At 71.7% G+C, this 19,298-nt stretch carries 19 protein-coding genes; 3 read left to right on the top strand and 16 right to left on the bottom strand.

Features of this window, described 5'->3' with window-relative positions:
• Positions 1-27: 27 nt before the first annotated feature.
• From ACF07V_RS16220 to pgsA, 15 genes are all read right to left on the bottom strand, one after another.
• Positions 28-579 (bottom strand): adenine phosphoribosyltransferase, encoded by a 552-nt coding sequence (locus ACF07V_RS16220; protein WP_392154663.1) that lies wholly within the window; start codon positions 577-579, stop codon positions 28-30.
• Entirely contained in the window at positions 576-1,646 is a 1,071-nt protein-coding gene (secF, locus tag ACF07V_RS16215; protein ID WP_392154661.1) for a protein translocase subunit SecF, read from the bottom strand. The genes ACF07V_RS16220 and secF overlap by 4 nt, the downstream gene beginning before the upstream one ends.
• A 1-nt stretch (position 1,647) precedes the next feature.
• On the bottom strand, positions 1,648-3,402 hold the full coding sequence (secD, locus tag ACF07V_RS16210; protein ID WP_392154660.1) for a protein translocase subunit SecD: 1,755 nt from the start codon (positions 3,400-3,402) through the stop codon (positions 1,648-1,650).
• Between the two features lie 144 nt (positions 3,403-3,546).
• On the bottom strand, positions 3,547-4,020 hold the full coding sequence (gene yajC / locus ACF07V_RS16205) for a preprotein translocase subunit YajC (RefSeq protein ID WP_392154658.1): 474 nt from the start codon (positions 4,018-4,020) through the stop codon (positions 3,547-3,549).
• A gap of 165 nt (positions 4,021-4,185) precedes the next feature.
• Positions 4,186-5,277 carry a Holliday junction branch migration DNA helicase RuvB gene (ruvB, locus tag ACF07V_RS16200; RefSeq protein ID WP_392154657.1) on the bottom strand — a complete coding sequence of 364 codons (1,092 nt, stop codon included), beginning with the start codon at positions 5,275-5,277 and terminating at the stop codon, positions 4,186-4,188.
• Between the two features lie 32 nt (positions 5,278-5,309).
• A complete protein-coding gene (gene ruvA, locus ACF07V_RS16195) occupies positions 5,310-5,942 on the bottom strand; it encodes a Holliday junction branch migration protein RuvA (protein WP_392154655.1) in 633 nt (210 codons plus the stop codon).
• Positions 5,939-6,490 (bottom strand): crossover junction endodeoxyribonuclease RuvC, encoded by a 552-nt coding sequence (ruvC, locus tag ACF07V_RS16190; RefSeq protein WP_189804416.1) that lies wholly within the window; start codon positions 6,488-6,490, stop codon positions 5,939-5,941. Before ruvC ends, ruvA begins: the two co-directional genes overlap by 4 nt.
• A gap of 122 nt (positions 6,491-6,612) precedes the next feature.
• The gene (locus ACF07V_RS16185; RefSeq protein WP_017242256.1) at positions 6,613-7,365 is read right to left on the bottom strand and encodes a YebC/PmpR family DNA-binding transcriptional regulator; all 753 of its coding nucleotides are present in this window, start codon (positions 7,363-7,365) and stop codon (positions 6,613-6,615) included.
• Between the two features lie 63 nt (positions 7,366-7,428).
• Positions 7,429-8,016, bottom strand: a complete 588-nt coding sequence (gene pdxT / locus ACF07V_RS16180; protein WP_392154653.1) for a pyridoxal 5'-phosphate synthase glutaminase subunit PdxT — start codon at positions 8,014-8,016, stop codon at positions 7,429-7,431.
• Between the two features lie 6 nt (positions 8,017-8,022).
• Positions 8,023-8,937, bottom strand: coding sequence for a pyridoxal 5'-phosphate synthase lyase subunit PdxS (gene pdxS / locus ACF07V_RS16175; protein ID WP_184932491.1), 915 nt, complete (start codon positions 8,935-8,937; stop codon positions 8,023-8,025).
• Positions 8,938-9,051: 114 nt separating this feature from the next.
• Positions 9,052-9,594 carry a hypothetical protein gene (locus ACF07V_RS16170; protein WP_369143180.1) on the bottom strand — a complete coding sequence of 181 codons (543 nt, stop codon included), beginning with the start codon at positions 9,592-9,594 and terminating at the stop codon, positions 9,052-9,054.
• 11 nt (positions 9,595-9,605) lie between these two features.
• Positions 9,606-10,241, bottom strand: a complete 636-nt coding sequence (locus ACF07V_RS16165; protein ID WP_392154651.1) for an MBL fold metallo-hydrolase — start codon at positions 10,239-10,241, stop codon at positions 9,606-9,608.
• A gap of 660 nt (positions 10,242-10,901) precedes the next feature.
• Positions 10,902-12,056, bottom strand: a complete 1,155-nt coding sequence (locus ACF07V_RS16160; protein WP_392154649.1) for a glycosyltransferase family 4 protein — start codon at positions 12,054-12,056, stop codon at positions 10,902-10,904.
• Positions 12,053-12,967, bottom strand: coding sequence for a phosphatidylinositol mannoside acyltransferase (locus ACF07V_RS16155; protein WP_392154647.1), 915 nt, complete (start codon positions 12,965-12,967; stop codon positions 12,053-12,055). Before ACF07V_RS16155 ends, ACF07V_RS16160 begins: the two co-directional genes overlap by 4 nt.
• Complete coding sequence (gene pgsA / locus ACF07V_RS16150; RefSeq protein WP_392154646.1) at positions 12,964-13,626, bottom strand: phosphatidylinositol phosphate synthase; 663 nt, start codon at positions 13,624-13,626, stop codon at positions 12,964-12,966. Before pgsA ends, ACF07V_RS16155 begins: the two co-directional genes overlap by 4 nt.
• A 281-nt stretch (positions 13,627-13,907) precedes the next feature.
• Here pgsA and ACF07V_RS16145 point away from each other — a divergent pair, with 281 nt between their 5' ends.
• Complete coding sequence (locus ACF07V_RS16145; protein WP_392154644.1) at positions 13,908-16,124, top strand: elongation factor G-like protein EF-G2; 2,217 nt, start codon at positions 13,908-13,910, stop codon at positions 16,122-16,124.
• A 176-nt stretch (positions 16,125-16,300) separates the two neighbouring features.
• Positions 16,301-17,956, top strand: coding sequence for a hypothetical protein (locus ACF07V_RS16140; RefSeq protein ID WP_392154643.1), 1,656 nt, complete (start codon positions 16,301-16,303; stop codon positions 17,954-17,956).
• Between the two features lie 28 nt (positions 17,957-17,984).
• Here the strand turns inward: ACF07V_RS16140 and ACF07V_RS16135 are convergent, their stop codons facing one another.
• The gene (locus tag ACF07V_RS16135; protein WP_225799511.1) at positions 17,985-18,548 is read right to left on the bottom strand and encodes an HIT domain-containing protein; all 564 of its coding nucleotides are present in this window, start codon (positions 18,546-18,548) and stop codon (positions 17,985-17,987) included.
• Positions 18,549-18,613: 65 nt separating this feature from the next.
• Between ACF07V_RS16135 and ACF07V_RS16130 the strand changes: the two genes are divergently transcribed.
• Positions 18,614-19,297 (top strand): potassium channel family protein, encoded by a 684-nt coding sequence (locus tag ACF07V_RS16130; protein WP_392154641.1) that lies wholly within the window; start codon positions 18,614-18,616, stop codon positions 19,295-19,297.
• The last annotated feature ends 1 nt before the right edge of the window (position 19,298 follow it).

Below are 19,298 nucleotides of genomic sequence, written 5' to 3'. Positions count from 1 at the left end.
GCGCCCCGATCGGGGTGAACCCCGATGTCAGACCGTGATCAGTGCCGTGAGCGGTGCGCCGCCCAGGGCCGGCTCCAGCCGGGCGCGGCCCGGGAGGAAGCCGAGCTCCATGAGGACCGCGACGCCCGCGACCTCGGCGCCCGCGCGACGGATCAGCTCGATGGAGGCCTCGGCCGTGCCACCGGTGGCGAGGACGTCGTCGATGACCATGACGCGGTCGCCCGCGGCCAGGTCCTCGGCGTGCACCTCGATCTCGGCGGTGCCGTACTCCAGCTCGTACGCCTGGCTGAGCGTGGCCCCGGGGAGCTTGCCGGCCTTGCGGACCGGGATGAAGCCCAGGCCCGCGCGGACGGCCACCGGGGCGGCCAGGATGAAGCCGCGGGCCTCCAGTCCGACGATCTTCGTCGCGCCGTGCGCGGAGCACAGCGCGGCGAGGGAGTCGGTGAGGGCCGTGAACGCCACCGGGTCCGCGAGCAAGGGCGTGATGTCCTTGAACAGCACGCCCGGCTTCGGGTAGTCGGGGACGTCACGGATGCGGCTGAGCAGGAGCTCGGTGACGTCCTGGGCCTCGGCGGTCATCCTCGGTGCTCCTGGGTGCCGCGACGGCCGGCCCGGGGGCCCACGACGGCGGCCTCGGCGGACAGGTCGTCCGCCGCGTCCAGCGGCTCGCCCTTGGCGGCGGCGCTGGCGCGCTTGGCCTGAATGCGCTTCCTGAGCGCCTTGATCGAGGGCTCGCGCTCCTTGAGATCGGCCACGAGCGGCGTGGCGATGAAGATCGAGGAGTACGCACCCGCGGCGAGGCCCACGAACAGCGACAGCGAGATGTCGTTGAGCATGCCGGCGCCGAGGACGCCGCCACCGATGAAGAGCAGGCCGGCGACCGGGAGCAGCGCGACCACGGTGGTGTTGATCGAACGGACCAGGGTGCCGTTGATCGAGCGGTTGGCCAGCTCGCTGTAGGTGTAGCGGGTCTGCTTCGTGATGTCCTTCGTCTGCTCCTTGAGGGAGTCGAAGACGACGACGGTGTCGTACAGCGAGTAGCCGAGGATCGTCAGCAGACCGATGACCGTACCGACGGTGACCTCGAAGCCGACCAGGGAGTAGATGCCCACCGTGATCGTGAGGTCGTGGATGAGGGCGACGAGTGCCGCGACCGCCATTCTCCACTCGAAGGCGATGGCCAGGTAGATCACCACGAGGATCATGAAGACCCCGAGGCCGGTCCAGGCCTTGGTGGCGATCTGCTCACCCCAGCTGGGGCCGACCAGCTCGGCCGCGATCTTCTCCTCGGGGATGTTCAGGTCCTTGGAGAGCTCCGCGCGGACCTGGTCGGACTTCGCGGTGTCGAGGCCGCCGACCTGGATGCGCAGGGAGCCGTTGCCGAGCTTCTGGACGATCGCGTCGTGGCCGGAGGCCTCTTCCGCGTACTCCTGCGCCTGGCTGACGGAGACGTCCGACTTCGGGGTGGTGAAGACGGCGCCGCCCTGGAACTCGATGCCCATGTTGAGGCCGCGGACGGCCAGGGCGACGATGGCGGTGATGGTGATCAGGATGGACAGGCCATACCAGATCTTGCGGTTGCCGATGAAGTCGTAACCGACCTCACCGCGGTGGAGCCGGGCGCCGAGATCGCCGAGCTTCGACATCTCACGCCTCCTTCGCGTCGACGGGGGCGTGGGCACGGCGGGTGCGGCGCAGCGGCGGCTTGGCGCCGAGCCGCTTCGGGTCCAGGCCGGACCACTTGTGACCGTTGCCGAAGAACTTGGTCCGGGCGAGCAGCGTCATGACCGGCTTGGTGAAGAGGAACACCACGACGATGTCGAGCAGGGTGGTCAGACCGAGCGTGAACGCGAAGCCCTGGACCTTGCCGACGGTCACGATGAACAGCACGGCCGCGGCCAGGAACGACACGAAGTCGGAGACCAGGATCGTGCGGCGGGCGCGCGGCCAGGCGCGCTCGACGGCCGGGCGGAGCGTGCGGCCCTCGCGGAGCTCGTCGCGGATGCGCTCGAAGTAGACGATGAACGAGTCCGCGGTGATGCCGATGGCGACGATGGCGCCACAGACGGCCGGCAGGTTCAGCGCGAAGCCGATGGCCGGGCCGAGCAGGGCCATGAGCACATAGGTGAGGAGCGCCGAGACGCCGAGGCTGAGGATGGCGATCAGCGACAGGCCGCGGTAGTAGGCGACCAGGTAGATGATGACCAGTCCGAGACCGATGGCGCCGGCGATGAGACCGGCCTGCAGCTGGTCCCCGCCGAGCGCGGCGGTGACGGTGTCGACGCTCTGGGTCTGGAAGGTGAGCGGCAGGGCGCCGTAGGACAGGACGTTGCCGAGGTCCTGGGCGGACTGCTGGTTGAAGTTGCCGGAGATCTCGGCGCTGGCGCTGAGCGTCTGGCGCACGGAGGGCGCCGAGACGACGTCGCCGTCCAGGACGATCGCGAACCGGTTCTGCGGGTCGGCCTGCTGCGACAGCTTGCTGGTGATCGACTGGAACTTCTTCGAGCCGGCGTCGGTGAAGTCCATCGTGACGATCCAGATGCCGCGCTGCGGGTCGAGCACGCCCTTGGCGTCGTCGACGTCCTTGCCGTCGACCTCGGCCGGGCCGAGGAGGTACTTCGACCACACGCCCGGGGAGTCCTCGCCACAGGCGACGGTGGGCTCGGTCGCCTTGACGCCCTGGCCGACGGCGGCGCGCGCCTTGGGGTCGAGGCAGTTCAGCGTGGCGAACTTCTGCTGCAGAGCGGCGGTGGCCGGGTCGGGCTTCGGGGTCGCCTGCGGGGTCGCGGTGGCCTTCGGCTTCGCGGAGGAGCTCGCGGTGGGCGTCGGGCTCGGGGCCTTGAGGCCCTCGGTGAGCGCACGGCCCTGCGTGGAGGCGGTCGCGGTCGGGGTCGCCGACTTCTCACCGACCTTCGCGCCGGAGGAGGCCGAGGCGGACGGCTTCGGCGAGGCCGAGCCGGAGGGCGTGGCGCTCGGAGCCGGCTGCGGCGCGGCGGCCGCGACGGCGATAACGGGCCGGAAGTAGAGCTGGGCGGTGGTGCCGACCTGCTCGCGGGCCTGCTTCTCGTTCGTCCCGCGAGGGATGTTGACGATGATGTTCTCGGCGCCCTGCGTCTGAACCTCGGCCTCGGAGACACCCAGACCGTTGACACGGCGCTCGATGATGCCGACCGCCGTGTTCATGTTGGTCTCGTTGACCGCCGACTCCTGGCCGGGCTCGGCCTTCGCCTTGAGCGTGATCGACGTGCCGCCGGCGAGGTCGATGCCGAGGCGCGGGGTGGTGTGCCCCGACCAGAACATCCCGCCGGTGAGCGCGACCATGGCGATCAGGATGAGTGCCAGGGCGCGGCCCGGACGGCTCTGTCCCCCCGCCGGCCTTCGGCCCTTCTTCGGTGCTGCCACCTGTCGTATCTCCCTGTCCAACCGCCTCACGCCGGGTATGCGTGAGACGGCCACGAAGTGTGTGTGGGGACCTGCCCCCGCAGACGTGGAACCGTTCCGGGGACCGCGCCCGCCGGTGGGCGTGCGCGCGGTCCCCGGCCGCGACTACTTCGCGTCGGTCTCGCCGTCGGCCTTGCCGTCCTTCTGACCCTCGGCGCCGGCCTCGGCCGCGTCCGACTTCTTCGTCAGGTCGGCCTTCGGCGCGTCCTCGGCGGTCTCCGCGTCCGTGGCCTCGGCGGCCTCGGTCAGCGAGGAGGCGTCGTCCGGGACGACGGTGTCGGTGTCCGACTCCTCGTCGTCGCCGTGGACGATCCGGTTGTACTCGGCGTCCTCGAGGACCGCGCCGATGGCGTTCTTGGCGTAGACCGCGTGCACGCCCGGCGCGACCTCGAGGAGAACGGTCTCGTCGCCGATCTCCTTGACGGTGGCGTACATCCCCCCGATCGTCCGTACGCCGGTGCCGGGCTGCATCTCGTTGCGCATCTGCGCCGCCGCCTGCTGCTTCTTCTTGGCAGAGCGGGTCATCAGGAACATGGCCCCGATGAGGACGATGAAGGGGAGGAGGGTCACGATGCTCACGGGACGGGTTTCCTTCGCACGGTCGCGGAGAACCCGCGGCCTGATCTTCGGGGGTGGGCGCGCCGACCAGAAAGGGCGGCAACGGCGGAGTCTAGGCGAGTCCGCATCGTTGGAACAACGTCCAGCATCGCACCCTGGTTCCGGTCCGGGCGAGTGTCGACACCGTCACGCCCCGAAGAGCCCCTGTTGTCCCGATCCCGTGCCGTACCCTGCGCTTCCCGGGCCCGCTGCCTGCGGCGGAACGAGTCCGAGGTGCGTCCATGCCGCCGGAGTGGCGACCCGGCCACGGGGTGTGCGGGCCAGCAGTCCTTCGCGTACGAGGAAGGGTTCGGCGACCTCCTCGACGGTCTCGCGCTCCTCCCCCACGGCGACCGCGAGGGTGGACAGACCGACCGGTCCGCCGCCGAAGAGCTTGAGGAGGGCCTCCAGGACGGCGCGGTCGAGCCGGTCGAGGCCGCGGCTGTCCACCTCGTACACGCTGAGGGCCGCCTCGGAGACCTCTCTGGTGATCACTCCGTCGGCCCTGACCTGGGCGTAGTCCCGGACGCGGCGCAGCAGACGGTTGGCGATGCGGGGGGTGCCGCGGGAACGGCCGGCGATCTCGGCGGCGCCGTCGGGGTCGATCTCGACGTCGAGGAGTCCGGCGGAGCGGTGGATCACGCGCTGGAGCTCGGCCGGGTCGTAGAACTCCATGTGGGCGGTGAAGCCGAAGCGGTCGCGCAGGGGCGGCGGCAGGAGTCCGGCCCGGGTGGTGGCGCCGACGAGGGTGAAGGGCGGGAGTTCCAGCGGGATGGCGGTGGCGCCGGGGCCCTTGCCGACGATGACGTCGACGCGGAAGTCCTCCATCGCCATGTAGAGCATCTCCTCGGCGGGCCGGGACATCCGGTGGATCTCGTCGAGGAAGAGGATCTCGCCCTCCTGGAGGGAGGAGAGGATCGCGGCGAGGTCGCCGGCGTGCTGGATGGCGGGGCCCGAGGTGATGCGGATCGGCGCGTTCATCTCGGCGGCGATGATCATCGAGAGGGTGGTCTTGCCGAGGCCGGGCGCGCCGGACAGCAGCACGTGGTCGGCGGTGGCACCGCGCTGGCGGGCGGCCTTGAGGACGAGGTCGAGCTGCTGGCGGACCTTCTCCTGGCCGACGAACTCGCTGAGGTCCTTGGGGCGCAGGGCCGCCTCGACGGCCTGGTCGTCGCCCTCGGCGGAGGCGCCGACGATCCGCGCGTCCGGCTCGGCGGTGCTGTCGTCGTCCCAGTTCACGGTGGTGGTTGCCTTCTCGTTCGTACGGGCGGTCAGCGGGCGCGGTTCAGGGTCTGCAGCGCGGCGCGCAGCAGCTGGGGCACGGGGGCGGAGCCGGTCTCGGCGAGGGCGGCCTCGGCCTGCGGGGTGACGGCGCTGACGGCCTCCTCGGCCTCGCGGCTCGCGTAGCCCAGGCCGATCAGGGCGGCGGACAGCTGCTCGGTCCAGGGCGCGGGGCCCGCGGCGGCGGCGCGCTGGGCACCGACCAGGCCGCTGCTGCCGAGCGGGGCGCCGAGCTTGTCCTTCAGTTCGAGGAGGAGCTTCTGCGCGCCCTTCTTGCCGATGCCGGGGACGGCGGTGAGGGCCTTCTCGTCGCCGGTGGAGACGGCGAGGCGCAGCGCGTCGGGGCTGTGCACCCCCAGCATGGCCTGGGCGAGGCGGGGGCCGACGCCGCTGGCGGTCTGGAGGAGCTCGAAGACCTGCCGCTCGTCGTCGTCGGCGAAGCCGTACAGGGTGAGGGAGTCCTCCCGCACGACCAGGGAGGTGGCGAGCCGGGCGTGCTCACCGAGGCGCAGTCCCGCGATGGTGTTCGGGGTGCACTGGACGGCCATGCCCACTCCCCCCACCTCGACGACGGCGGTCGTGGGGGCGAGGGCGGCGACCGGGCCGCTCACGAAGGCGATCATCGGGTACGGCCTTTCAGCGCGGTGACGGGCCGGGCAGCGGCGTGCTGGGCGACGGCCTGTTGCAGACGGTTCTGGGCGGGGGCCCGCCAGATGTGGCAGATGGCGAGGGCGAGGGCGTCGGCGGCGTCGGCCGGCTTGGGCGGGGCGGAGAGCCTCAGGAGCCGGGTCACCATGGCCCCGACCTGCGCCTTGTCGGCGCGGCCGCTGCCGGTGACGGCGGCCTTGACCTCGCTGGGGGTGTGCAGGGCGACGGGGATGCCGCGCCGGGAGGCACAGAGCATGGCGACCGCGCTGGCCTGGGCGGTGCCCATCACCGTACGCACGTTGTGCTGGCTGAACACCCGCTCCACGGCGACGAGTTCGGGAGAGAAGCGGTCCAGCCACTCCTCGATGCCACGCTCGATGCCGACGAGCCGGACGCCGATGTCGGCGTCCGCGGCCGTGCGGACCACGCCGACGCCGAGCATGGTCAGGGGCCGGCCGGCGACGCCCTCGACGACGCCGACGCCGCACCGGGTCAGCCCGGGGTCCACCCCGAGTACGCGCACGCCGCCCCCTCCCTGATCACCAGCTGATCGCAAGTCTGTTTGTGCAGGCTATCGGCTGCCACTGACAACGCAGCGGGCCGACGGGGTGTGTCCCGTCGGCCCGCTGCTCGGAAGGTCCGCGATCAGGCGTCGACCTTCTCCATGACCTCGTCGCTGACGTCGAAGTTGGCGAAGACGTTCTGCACGTCGTCGCTGTCCTCCAGGGCGTCGATCAGCTTGAACATCTTGCGCGCGCCGTCCTCGTCGAGCTCGACCTGCATGGTCGGGACGAAGCTGGACTCGGCCGAGTCGTAGTCGATGCCGGCCTCCTGGAGGGCGGTACGGACCGCGACCAGGTCGGTGGCCTCGCTGATGATCTCGAAGGACTCGCCGAGGTCGTTGACCTCCTCGGCGCCGGCCTCGAGCACCGACTCCAGGACGTCGTCCTCGGACAGCTCACCCTTGGGGAGCACGACGACGCCCTTGCGGTTGAACAGGTACGAGACCGAGCCCGGGTCCGCCATGGAGCCGCCGTTGCGGGTCATGGCGACGCGCACGTCGGAGGCGGCGCGGTTGCGGTTGTCGGTGAGGCACTCGATGAGCACCGCGACACCGTTCGGGCCGTAGCCCTCGTACATGATCGTGGCGTAGTCGACGCCGCCGGCCTCGAGGCCGCCGCCGCGCTTCACCGCGGAATCGATGTTCTTGTTCGGGACCGAGCTCTTCTTCGCCTTCTGGATGGCGTCGTAGAGCGTCGGGTTGCCGTCCGGGTCGGCGCCGCCGGTGCGGGCCGCGACCTCGATGTTCTTGATCAGCTTCGCGAAGAGCTTGCCGCGCTTGGCGTCGATCACGGCCTTCTTGTGCTTCGTCGTAGCCCATTTAGAGTGGCCGGACATCTGCCTGTCTCCTTCGCGTAACCCACTTCTTGAACGAACCCCAGAGATCCTACCGGGATCGTGTCACCGTTCCGCGCGCACCATGTCGACGAACAGCTCGTGGATGCGGTGGTCACCGGTGAGCTCGGGGTGGAAGGAGGTCGCGAGGGCCCGGCCCTGCCGGACGGCGACGATGTGGCCCTCGTGCTCGGCGAGCACCTCGACCTGGGCGCCGACGGACTCCACCCACGGGGCGCGGATGAAGACGCCCTCGACGGGAGAGTCGATCCCCGCCACGGTGACACCGGCCTCGAAGGACTCGTTCTGCCGCCCGAAGGCGTTGCGGCGGACGATCATGTCGATGCCGCCGAAGGTCTCCTGGCCCGAGCGCGGGTCGAGGATCTTGTCGGCGAGCATGATCAGGCCGGCGCAGGTGCCGTACACGGGCAGGCCAGCGGCGATGCGCTCGCGCAGCGGCTCCATCAGGCCGAAGAGGGCGGCCAGCTTGGAGATCGTGGTGGACTCGCCACCGGGGATGACCAGGCCGTCGACCTCGGCGAGCTCCTCGGGGCGCCGGACCGGCCTGGCCACGGCGTCAGCCGCGGCCAGGGCGATCAGGTGCTCCCGTACGTCGCCCTGGAGCGCCAGGACACCGATTACGGGGGTGCTCATGGGTGCTTACCAGCCCCGGTTCGCGTAGCGCTCGGACTCGGGGAGGGTGTCGCAGTTGATGCCGACCATGGCCTCGCCCAGGTTGCGGGAGGCGTCCGCGATGACCTTCGGGTCGTCGTAGAAGGTGGTGGCCTTCACGATGGCGGCGGCGCGCTTGGCCGGGTCGCCCGACTTGAAGATGCCGGAGCCGACGAAGACGCCCTCGGCGCCGAGCTGGCGCATGAGCGCGGCGTCGGCGGGGGTGGCGACACCACCGGCGGAGAACAGCACGACCGGCAGCTTGCCGAGCTCGGCGACCTCCTTGACGAGCTCGTACGGGGCGCGGAGCTCCTTGGCGGCGGCGAACAGCTCGTTGTTGTCGAAGCCGCGCAGCTTGGCGATCTCGTTCTTGATCTGGCGGAGGTGACGGACGGCCTCGACGACGTTGCCGGTGCCGGCCTCGCCCTTCGAGCGGATCATGGCCGCGCCCTCGGCGATGCGGCGCAGGGCCTCGCCCAGGTTGGTGGCACCACAGACGAAGGGGGTCGTGAAGGCCCACTTGTCGGAGTGGTTGATCTCGTCGGCCGGGGTCAGGACCTCGGACTCGTCGATGTAGTCGACGCCGAGGGACTGCAGGACCTGGGCCTCGACGAAGTGGCCGATGCGGGACTTGGCCATGACCGGGATGGAGACCGCGCCGATGATCTCTTCGATCATGTTCGGGTCGGACATGCGGGCGACGCCGCCGTCCTTGCGGATGTCCGCGGGGACCCGCTCCAGGGCCATGACGGCCACGGCGCCGGCGTCCTCGGCGATCTTCGCCTGCTCGGCGTTGACCACGTCCATGATCACGCCGCCCTTGAGCTGCTCGGCCATGCCGCGCTTCACGCGCGCGGTGCCGGTCTCGGGGGACTGGAAGGTGGTGGAAGGCGTGGTGGACACGGATACCTCACTCGTGACAACGGGGGTTGACGACAAGATGAGGAAACAGGCCACCTGCGGTCCACATCAAGGGCCAATGTGGACCCGGTGGATCGTTTTCCCAGGTTACGAGCGTCAGGCCGGGCGATCGGCAAGGGCAACGGGCGGCTCGTCGTCCATTTCGAAGGCGAGCGGGAAGGGCGCGTGGCCCGCGAGCCGGAACCAGCGGACCTTGCGGTGGCGGCGCAGCGCGCGGGCGGCCCGCACGGCGTCGTTGTGGAAGCGGCGGGCCATCGGCACCCGGCGGACGGCCTGCGCCAGCTCCCCCGCGGCCTCCTCGCCGCCGGGCGCCGCCCGTACGAGCTCCACCTGCTCGGGCTCGCCGAAGACGGCCCGCAGCGCCTGGCTCAGCTCGCTCTCGGCGACCTCCCGCTGGTCCTCCTCGGCCTGCCGGGCGGCGTGCGCGGCCTCGTACAGCACGATCGAGGCGGCGGGGTCGAGGACGCCGGAGGTGGCGAGCTCCTGGGTGACCGAGGCCCGGCGCAGGAGCTGCGCGTCCAGGGCCGCGCGGGCGGCGTCGATGCGCGAGTGCAGCCGGTCGAGCCGCCCGGCGGTCCAGCTCAGATAGACGCCGATGAGGATCAGCGCGACGACGGTCCAGATCAGGGTTTCGGTCACGGGCGCACAGGCTACCGGGGCGGGGGCAGCACCCCTTCCCAAAGGTCACGGTCGTGGGCGAACAGGACACGCGCGGGACGCCCGTCGGCGAGCTCGCCGAGCCGGTCGAGCCAGGGGAGGTACGGGCTGCCGAACTCGTGGGCGAAGTCGTACGCCTGGCCCGCGAGGACCGTGACGCGGTCGCCGTGGTCGAGGACGAGGGACTGATGGCCGTCGGTGTGCCCGGGGGTCGGCACGACGCGGACGCCCGGCGCGATCTCGTGCTCGCCGTCCAGCTCCTCGTACCGGACGCCGGGCAGCAGCTCGTCGATCGTGTACGCGCCGGCGCGGGCTCGGGCGAGCTCGGTGCGCTGGACGAGGACGGGGGTGGTCGGGAATCGCTGGTTGCCGCCGATGTGGTCGAAGTGCAGGTGGCAGTTGACGAGGAGGTCGACGTCGCCCGGGCCGACGGGCAGCGGGTGCCGGACGGGCCGGTAGTGCGCGTCGGTCTCCGGGGACCCGGTCCCGATCCCGGTGTCGAAGAGCAGCCGCACGCCCGCGTGCCGCACGAGATATCCGAGGACGGGTTCCACGCGCGCGTGGGGGCCGTCCCATTCCTCGGCGGGGCGGGTGAGGTGCCCGAGGTCGAGCCGGGTGATCGTTTCCATACGAGCAGCCTGCCCGCGGCCCCTCGTTGTGGGCATGCGTTCCGCCCGGGGCGGAACGGGTGGGCGCAACGGACGGCGCCCTTGCCGGCGCCAGAGGCTCCCGCGCCCTGACCCGCACCACGATGGGCACCGCGGCGTGGGGTGCGGGTCCAGGCACGGAAGGCGGAGGCGCCGCTGAGGGCGCCGTCCCGTGTGCCCACCCTCCCCCAAGCTCTCGGCTTCGCTCGAGCAGGGGGGACCCCCATCGCCCCAGCGGGACGATTGCCCACACGGGGGTGGGAGGGGGCTCCGCCCAGCGGGGGCGCGGGACCACACGGCGGGTGGGCGGGGGCGCCACGCGCGGGCGTGGACCGCGCGGGGGTGGGCGCAGGCACCGCCCAGCGGAGGCGCGGGACCACACGGCGGGTGGGCGGGGGCGCCACGCGCGGGCGTGGACCGCGCGGGGGTGGGCGCAGGCACCGCCCAGCGGAGGCGCGGGCCCACACGGCGGGTGGGCGGGCGCCGCCCGGCGGGGGCGTGGGCCCACACGGGGGTGGGCGGGGGCACCACGCGCGGGCGTGGGCGCAGGGGGCGGGTGGGCGGGGGCACCCGCCCAGCAGCAGGTGGAGGCGGGGCCCCGCGCAGCCGTCCTACAGGCCGGCGGGGCCCCGCGCAGCCGTCCTACAGGCCCAGGCGGGCTCTCAGGCCGCCCGTGCGTTCGTCCGTGTCCACCGCCGCCGCCCCGTCCGTCACCGTCTCGTACACCGCGAGGATGTCCGCGCCGACCGTCGACCAGTCGAAGCGCCGCACATGGGCCGAGCCCCGGGCGCTCAGCTCCTTGCGCCGCGGTGCGTCGCCGAGGAGCGCGATGGCCGCGTTCGCGAGCGCGTCGGCGTCCTCGTTGGCGAAGAGCTCGCCGGCCGCCCCCTGGTCGAGGACCTGCGCGAAGGCGTCCAGGTCGGAGGCGAGGACCGGCGCGCCGGCCGACAGCGCCTCGACGAGGATGATGCCGAAGCTCTCGCCGCCGGTGTTGGGGGCCACGTACACGTCGACGCTCCGCAGCAGCCGCGCCTTGTCCTCGTCGCTGACCATGCCGAGGAACTCCACCCGGGAGCGCATCTCGGGCGGCAGCGAGGCCACGGCCTCCTCCTCGTCGCCGCGTCCGGCGACGAGGAGCCGCGCCCCGGGCCGCTCGGTGAGGATCTTCGGGAGGGCCCGCATGAGGACGGGCAGGCCCTTGCGCGGCTCGTCGATGCGGCCGATGAAGCCGAGGGTCTCGCCCTGCCACTCCTTCTTCGGTTCGGCGCGGGCGAAGAAGTCCACGTCGACGCCGTTGGGGATGACGACCGCGTCGCCGCCGAGGTGCTCGACGAGCGTGCGCCGGGCGTACTCGCTGACCGCGATGCGGGCGCTGATCTTCTCCAGGGCGGGCTGGAGGATCGGGTAGGCGGCGATCATGGCGCGTGAGCGCGGGTTCGAGGTGTGGAAGGTGGCCACGATCGGCCCCTGCGCCGCCCAGCAGGTGAGCAGCCCGAGCGACGGGGAGGTCGGCTCGTGGATGTGGACGACGTCGAAGGTGCCGTCGTGCAGCCAGCGGCGGACCCGCGCGGCGGAGAGGAAGCCGAAGCTGAGCCGGGCCACCGAGCCGTTGTAGGACACGGGCACGGCCCGGCCCGCGGAGACCACGTACGGCGGCAGCGGGGTGTCGTCGTCGGCGGGGGCGAGGACGGAGACCTCGTGGCCCAGCCGGACGAGGTGCTCGGCGAGGTCGCGGATGTGGAACTGGACGCCGCCCGGCACGTCCCAGGAGTACGGACAGACGATCCCGATCTTCACGCGCCCGGCTCCTCCCGCTCTTCCAGGTCCGAGAGCCACAGTCGTTGCAGCATGTGCCAGTCCTCCGGGTGGTCCGCGATGCCGCCGGCGAAGGCGTCGGCCAGGTCCTGTGTCATCAGGGACGTCTTCTCGGCGCGCGTACCCGACTCGGGTACGTCGATCGGCGCGTGGATCCGGCCCTTCATGACCGACGTGTCGTCGTACCAGAGCGTCACGGGCAGCAGCAGCGCGCCGGTCTGCTGGGCGAGGATCGCCGGGCCCGCCGGCATCCGTGCCGTGTCCCCGAAGAACGTGACCTCGGTGCCGGAGGCGGACAGGTCGCGGTCGGCGACCAGGCAGACCAGGCCGCCGGCCCGCAGCCGGCGTGCGAGGGTGCCGAAGGCGGAGCCGCCGGTGTGCGGAAGCACCTCCATGCCGAGGGACTCGCGGTAGGCGACGAACCGGTCGTACAGCGACTCGGGCTTGAGCCGCTCCGCGACCGTGGTGAACGGCACGCCGACCGAGCGGGTCACCCAGACGCCCGCGAGGTCCCAGTTGGCCAGGTGCGGCAGGGCGAGGATGACGCCGCGCCCCGAGGCGAGGCCCTCGTCCAGATGGTGGCGGTCCTTGATGTCGATGGACCGCTCGACCCGCTCCTTGGTCCAGGTCGGCAGCCGGAAGGACTCCATCCAGTACCGCATGTACGAGCGCATGCCGGCCTGCGACAGTTCGGCGAGCCGTTCGGGCGTGGCGTCCGGCACCACGCGCGCGAGGTTGGACTCGAGACGCAGGACGCTCTTGCCGCGCCGCTTCCACGCGAAGTCGGCGATCCGCCGGCCGAGGCCCGTCGCCACCGGCTCCGGCAGCTTCTTCACGGTCGCCCAGCCGGCGCCGTACAGCCCGTCGCTCAGACGCTCCCTGAGGGTGCTCACGAGGCCGCCCCACCGCTCCCGGCCGCGGCGGCTTCCGCCTCGGCCGATTCCCGGCGTACGGTCACGACCCGCTGACCCAGGGTGACGGCGCTGCCGACGGCCACGATCCACAGGGCGATCGGGAGCAGGATCTCGATGCCCGGCACGCCGAAGGCGTGGAGTCCGGCGAGACCGGCGGCGACCAGCGAGATCACCAGGCGCTCGGCGCGCTCGACCAGGCCGTTCACGGCGACGGGCAGGCCAATCGATTCGCCTCGGGCCTTGGTGTACGAGACGACCTGGCCGCTCGCGAGGCAGAAGATCGCGACGGCGCACAGGATATTGTCGTCGCCCTTGCCGGCGTACCAGAGCGCGAAGCCGCCGAAGATCGCGCCGTCGGCGACCCGGTCGAGCGTCGAGTCGAGGAAGGCGCCCCATGGGCTGGAGATCCCCGCCTGCCGGGCCATGTTGCCGTCGACGAGGTCGGAGAAGACGAAGAGGGTGATGACGATCGTCCCCCAGAAGAACTCTCCGCGGGGGAAGAAGACCAGGGCACCGGCCATCACCCCCGCCGTGCCGATGAGCGTGACCGCGTCGGGGCTGACGCCCCGGCGGAGCAAAAACGCGGCGAACGGTGTGAGGACACGCGTGAAAAAGGCACGCGCGTACTTGTTCAGCATGGCCTTCCCGAGGTTCGGTGGGCCGCGCGGCCCCTATGACCACCGGCTCACCCATCGTAGCCACGAGCGTCCCGGCGTACGGGCGGGCACCCGCCCGGTCGCGTCGGCGTCCCGCCGACGGTCCCTCCGGGGGGCTCCGCGGTGTACGACGTATGGACGCGTCCTGGCGTCGGTGCAAAGCTCGAAGGACCACCGCGGGCACCGCTGGAGCCGTACCGCGACACACCACTCCCCCGCGCCCGCGTCCCGCCGCACCGTGCGAGCAGTCGGGAGGAAACATCATGGGTGACAAGGCGAAGACCCCCGCCGGAGCCGCCGGCAGGGCTCCTACGGCCGACCGGCCCTCGGCCGTGCGGAACGTGGTGCTGGTCGGCCACAGCGGATCAGGGAAGACGACCCTCGTCGAGGCCCTCGCGCAGACCGCCGGAGCGGTCAACAGGGCGGGGCGGGTCGAGGACGGCGCGACCGTCTCCGACTACGACGAGATCGAGCACCGCCAGCAGCGCTCCGTACAGCTCTCCCTCGTCCCGGTCGGCTGGGACGGGTACAAGATCAATCTCCTCGACACCCCCGGGTACGCCGACTTCGTCGGGGAGCTGAGGGCCGGTCTGCGCGCGGCGGACGCGGCCCTCTTCGTCGTCTCGGCCGCCCAGGAGGCCGACGCCGTCGCCGGCTCCACCCGCATGATCTGGGAGGAGTGCGCCGCCGTCGGGATGCCGCGCGCCATCGTCGTCACCCACCTCGACACGGCCCGCACCGACTTCACCGAGCTCACCTCGGTCTGCGCCGGGCTCTTCGGCCGGGACGACCCCGACGCCGTCCTCCCGCTGTACCTGCCGGTGCGCGGTGCCGAGGGCGCCGACGGGCACGCGCCCGCCACCGGCCTGGTGGGCCTGCTCTCGGAGCGGATCTTCGACTACTCCTCCGGGGAGCGCCGGGAGAACCCGCCCGACGAGGCGCAGCGGGAGCTCATCGAGGAGGCCCGCGCCCGGCTCATCGAGGGGATCATCGCCGAGAGCGAGGACGAGACCCTCATGGACCGCTACCTGGGCGGCGAGGAGATCGATCTGAAGACCCTCGTCGACGACCTGGAGAAGGCCGTCGCCCGGGGCGCCTTCCATCCGGTGCTCGCGGCCGCCCCCGCCGCCGACGGCGGGACACAGGGCCTCGGCACCCTCGAACTCCTGGAGCTGATCACCGGCGGCTTCCCCTCCCCCCTGGAGCACGAGGCGCCCGCCGTCACCACCCCCGACGGCCGCTCCCGGCCCCCGATCACCTGCGACCCCGAAGGGCCGCTGGTCGCCGAGGTCGTCAAGACGGCCGCCGACCCCTATGTGGGCCGGATCTCCCTGGTCCGGGTCTTCTCCGGGACGCTGCGCCCCGACGAGACCGTGCACGTCTCCGGTCACGGCCTCGCGGACCCGTCCCACAACGGCCACGCGCTGCACGAGGCGGAGGAACGGATCGGGGGGCTCACCTCGCCCTTCGGCCGCCAGCAGCGCCCGCTCGCGGAGTGCATCGCCGGGGACCTCGCCTGTGTCGCCCGGCTCGGCCACGCGGAGACCGGCGACACCGTCTCCGCCAAGGACGATCCGCTCCTGATGGAGCCGTGGACCATGCCGGAGCCGCTGCTGCCGCTGGCCGTCCAGGCCCACGGCAAGGCCGACGAGGACCGGCTCTCGCAGGGCCTGGCCCGGCTCGTCGCCGAGGACCCGACCCTGCGGCTCGAACAGAACCAGGACACCCGGCAGGTGGTGCTGTGGTGCCTGGGCGAGGCCCACCAGGACGTCGCCCTGGAGCGGCTGCGCGGCCGGTACGGGGTGCAGGTCGACGCCGTGCCGTACAAGGTGGCGCTGCGGGAGACCTTCGGCGCTCCTGCCTCGGGCCGCGGCCGGCACGTCAAGCAGTCCGGCGGCCACGGCCAGTACGCCATCTGCGAGATCGACGTGGAGCCGCTGCCGCCGGGCAGTGGCGTCGAGTTCGTCGACAAGGTGGTCGGCGGGGCCGTGCCGCGCCAGTTCGTCCCCTCGGTCGAGAAGGGGATCCGGGCGCAGGCCGCGCGCGGTCTGGCGACCGGCCATCCGCTCGTCGACATCCGGGTCACCCTGCGGGACGGCAAGGCCCACTCCGTGGACTCCTCCGACGCGGCCTTCCAGACCGCCGGGGCGCTCGCGCTGCGCGAGGCGGCCGCCGAGGTGCCCGTCCATCTCCTGGAGCCGGTCGCCCAGGTCGAGGTGCTCGTCCCCGACGAGTACGTCGGCCCGGTCATGAGCGATCTGTCGGGGCGGCGCGGCCGGGTCGTCGGCACCGACCAGGCCGGTCCGGGACGGACCGTGGTCAGGGCCGAGGTGCCGGAGATCGAGATCGGACGGTACGCGATCGACCTGCGCTCGATCTCGCACGGCACCGGCCGGTTCGACCGCACCTACGCCCGGCACGAACCGATGCCCCCGCACCTGGCGGAGAAGATCCGCGAACAGGCCGAAAAGGGCTCCTGACTGACGGAGTGACAGGGGCCCACGTCCGCCCGGCACTCGCCGGGCGGACGTCATTCGGCCGACGACATCCACAGGCCGTGACGCATCCGGCCGTACCCGGTTACGCTGTGGTGCCCAGCTCAGAAGGTGTGCGGGGCACGGCAGTTGGGAACAGCCCGCACAGGTACTCGCGCGCGATGGGGGCGGCAGTGGCGATCGACGGTTTCGGACCCGGGGCACAGATCCCCCTGCAGAGCACGGGAGGCGGCACGGGCGCGACGAACGCGCTCGCCTCCGCCGCGTACCGCGACAGTCCGCTGAAGACGATCCAGGAAGCGGACAACGACCTCTACAAGACAGCGGTCAAGGAGGGGAAGTGGGGGCTCTTCAGCCCCGACCTCGGCGAGGCCTTCTCCCGGGCGGTCCAGGTCCGCATGCTCGGCGGCGCCCGCAAGGCCCTGATCCAGTCGTTCGGGGCCGAGCCGCAGCCGGTCGTCGAGCACTGCCTGGCCGCCACCCATCTGCGCAGGCAGCGCGACATCAAGCTGACCCTGGTCACCTTCTTCTGCGGCGTCCTCTTCCTGCCCGGTCTGCTGCTGTGGCTCGGCGTCATCCAGCTCCGCCGTCTCGTCTCCGGCTCCGAGAACAAGCGCAACAGCGCCCTCGGCACCGCCCTCCTCTGGGCCGCCGGTATCTTCGCCGTGCTCGTCCTGATCAAGCTGCCCTACGACGGGATCCTGTCGAACTACCTGCGCGCGATGGTCGTCGCCCCGGTCGTCGGCTGGTACCTCGCGGGCCGGATCTGCCTGAAGGCCGCCGTCGACCTGCGCGAGCGCTGGTCGGGCCTGCTCGGCGGCGGCGGGATCGGCCCCCACGTCCCCAAGTCCGTCCCGCAGGACCCGGGCGAGAAGTCGGCGGAGGCGCTCCGGGTCAACCTGGAGAAGCTCTCCGCGGAGCAGCAGTCCAACATCGTGTTCTACGCGGGCACGAAGGGGATCCTCGGTCTGGGCACCCGCTGGGGCAGCTGGGCGCTCGCCGAGGAGCTGGTCCCGCAGGCCGGGAAGGAACTCCACGCCTTCCGCTCCTGGGACGTCGTCCGCAGGATCCACGACGAGCTGGCGCTCCTGGAGCGCGGCTCGCTGAAGACCGGCTTCCCCAAGCCGACCGTCAAGCACTGGATCGTCTCCACGGTCGGCGAGGGCGCCGACGAGGTCACCCGCCCCGAGGGCGACAACATCGTCCACTACCAGGTGAAGCCGCACGAGATACAGCGCATCTGCAACGAGCAGCAGTTCGGGGCGGGCAACCGGCACTACCTCGGCGTGCAGTTCACGCTCTACGACGGAAATCTCGTCCTCACCATGATGGTGACCGTGACCTCGCTCCACCACACGCTCCGGATCGAGGTCACGGGCCACGCGCTCGGCCCCGTCCACGGCCTCTTCACCACGAAGCCGAAGGCGAAGACCAAGGAGGTCGCGAAGACCGTCCGCTTCTGGGAGACGAAGGAGATCCAGCAGCCGCTGCTCACGACCCAGGACATCGTGCGGCTCGCGGTGCGCGCTCCGCTCACCTGGTACCCGCCGGTCCTGGAGTTCCTCGGCGGCAAGATGACCCTGCCGGAGCCGTTCGGTCTGCGGCACGTCTGGGCCGGGCCGCTCTGGAAGAACCGCTTCATGGCCGACGACGCCATCCGCATGGCCACGCCCGTGCTGCGGGCCGTCCACGCCGCGACCCTGAAGGTCCTCGACGAGCACAACGTGGAGACGGAGCGCTTCACCAACCGCTCGCTCGTCCTCAGCGGCGGGATCCAGGACCCGGGCCCGAAGAAGGCCGACGTCTACGACGCCTGACCCGGGTCCTCCGTGGCGTTCAGACGTTTCAGAGGGTGGCCGGCCAGGCGTCGGCCAGCATCTTCCGGGTGTCGGCGAGCAGCTGGGGCAGCACCTTGGTGTGGCCCACGACCGGCATGAAGTTGGTGTCCCCGCCCCAGCGGGGCACCACGTGCTGGTGCAGGTGCGCGGCGATGCCGGCGCCCGCGACGGCACCCTGGTTCATGCCGATGTTGAAGCCGTGCGCGCCCGAGGCCGCCCGCAGCGCGACCATGGCCCGCTTGGTGAAGGCGGCGAGCTCGACCGTCTCCGCCTCGTCGAGGTCGGTGTAGTCGGCGACATGACGGTACGGGACCACCATCAGGTGACCACCGTTGTACGGGTAGAGGTTGAGCACCGCGTAGACGCCCTGGCCGCGCGCGATCACCAGACCGTCCTCGTCCGACTTCGACGGAATCACACAGAACGGACAACCGTCCTCGGCCCCCGGCCCGGTCGGCTTGTTCTCGCCCTGGATGTACGCCATCCGGTGAGGCGTCCACAGGCGCTGGAACGCGTCCTGCGTCCCCACTCCGATCTGCTGTTCCGGCTCAGTCGTCATGCTCAGCAGCATATTGCGTCGCCCGTTCGGAACGTGTCGCCGGGGCGGAAGATCCATGCAGCGGCCATGCTGATCCGATGAGAGACAGACCGCTGATCCCCCCCGCCCAGGATCGCTGGGACCGGTGGATGGAGACCCCGCTCACGGTCACGTCCCTGGTCTTTCTCGCCACGTACGCGGTGCGGATCCTGGGCCACGATCTGCCCGGGTTCGCGCGGGACCTGTGTCTCGCGCTGACGTACGCCTCGTGGACGGTCTTCCTCGTGGACTATGTCGTACGGGTCAGGCTGAGCGGTCTCGGCCTGCTCCGCTTCGTGCGCCACCACCTCCTCGACACGGTCGTGGTGATCCTGCCGCTGCTCCGCCCGCTGCGGGTGGTGAGCGTCTACGACCGGGTGCAGCGCCGCCACGACAAGCCCCGGCTCACGCTCTACGCCCGGGTCATGGCGTACGCGGGAATGACGGCGAGCCTGCTCGGCTTCGCGGGGGCGCTGACCGTCTACGCCTACGAGCACGACGCGCCGGGCGCGACGATCCTCACGTTCGGGGACTCGGTGTGGTGGGCGTGCGCGACCCTGGCGACGGTGGGCTACGGCGACGTCACCCCGGTGACGCCGATGGGCCGCCTCGTGGCCGTCGGCATGATGGGCGTGGGCCTGGCCCTGCTCGGCGCGGTGACGGGTTCCTTCTCGTCCTGGCTGATCCAGGCCTTCACCCGGGACGACGAGAGGCCCCCGGGGGATTCCCCGGGGGCCTCCTGAA

The organism is Streptomyces sp. NPDC015661 (genome assembly GCF_043077765.1).
Classification (GTDB): Bacteria; Actinomycetota; Actinomycetes; order Streptomycetales; family Streptomycetaceae; genus Streptomyces.
This window is presented reverse-complemented; position numbering and strand designations above follow the sequence as displayed.

What these genes read in the sequence shown, in the direction of transcription:
- ACF07V_RS16140 (WP_392154643.1), top strand. Translation starts at nt 16,301, where the DNA reads ATGGGGGCGGCAGTGGCGATCGACGGTTTCGGACCCGGGGCACAGATC.
- pgsA (WP_392154646.1), bottom strand. Translation starts at nt 13,626, where the DNA reads ATGCTGAACAAGTACGCGCGTGCCTTTTTCACGCGTGTCCTCACACCG.
- ACF07V_RS16145 (WP_392154644.1), top strand. Translation starts at nt 13,908, where the DNA reads ATGGGTGACAAGGCGAAGACCCCCGCCGGAGCCGCCGGCAGGGCTCCT.
- ACF07V_RS16130 (WP_392154641.1), top strand. Translation starts at nt 18,614, where the DNA reads ATGAGAGACAGACCGCTGATCCCCCCCGCCCAGGATCGCTGGGACCGG.
- pdxT (WP_392154653.1), bottom strand. Translation starts at nt 8,016, where the DNA reads ATGAGCACCCCCGTAATCGGTGTCCTGGCGCTCCAGGGCGACGTACGG.
- ACF07V_RS16165 (WP_392154651.1), bottom strand. Translation starts at nt 10,241, where the DNA reads ATGGAAACGATCACCCGGCTCGACCTCGGGCACCTCACCCGCCCCGCC.
- ruvA (WP_392154655.1), bottom strand. Translation starts at nt 5,942, where the DNA reads ATGATCGCCTTCGTGAGCGGCCCGGTCGCCGCCCTCGCCCCCACGACC.
- ACF07V_RS16135 (WP_225799511.1), bottom strand. Translation starts at nt 18,548, where the DNA reads ATGCTGCTGAGCATGACGACTGAGCCGGAACAGCAGATCGGAGTGGGG.
- ACF07V_RS16220 (WP_392154663.1), bottom strand. Translation starts at nt 579, where the DNA reads ATGACCGCCGAGGCCCAGGACGTCACCGAGCTCCTGCTCAGCCGCATC.
- ACF07V_RS16185 (WP_017242256.1), bottom strand. Translation starts at nt 7,365, where the DNA reads ATGTCCGGCCACTCTAAATGGGCTACGACGAAGCACAAGAAGGCCGTG.
- secF (WP_392154661.1), bottom strand. Translation starts at nt 1,646, where the DNA reads ATGTCGAAGCTCGGCGATCTCGGCGCCCGGCTCCACCGCGGTGAGGTC.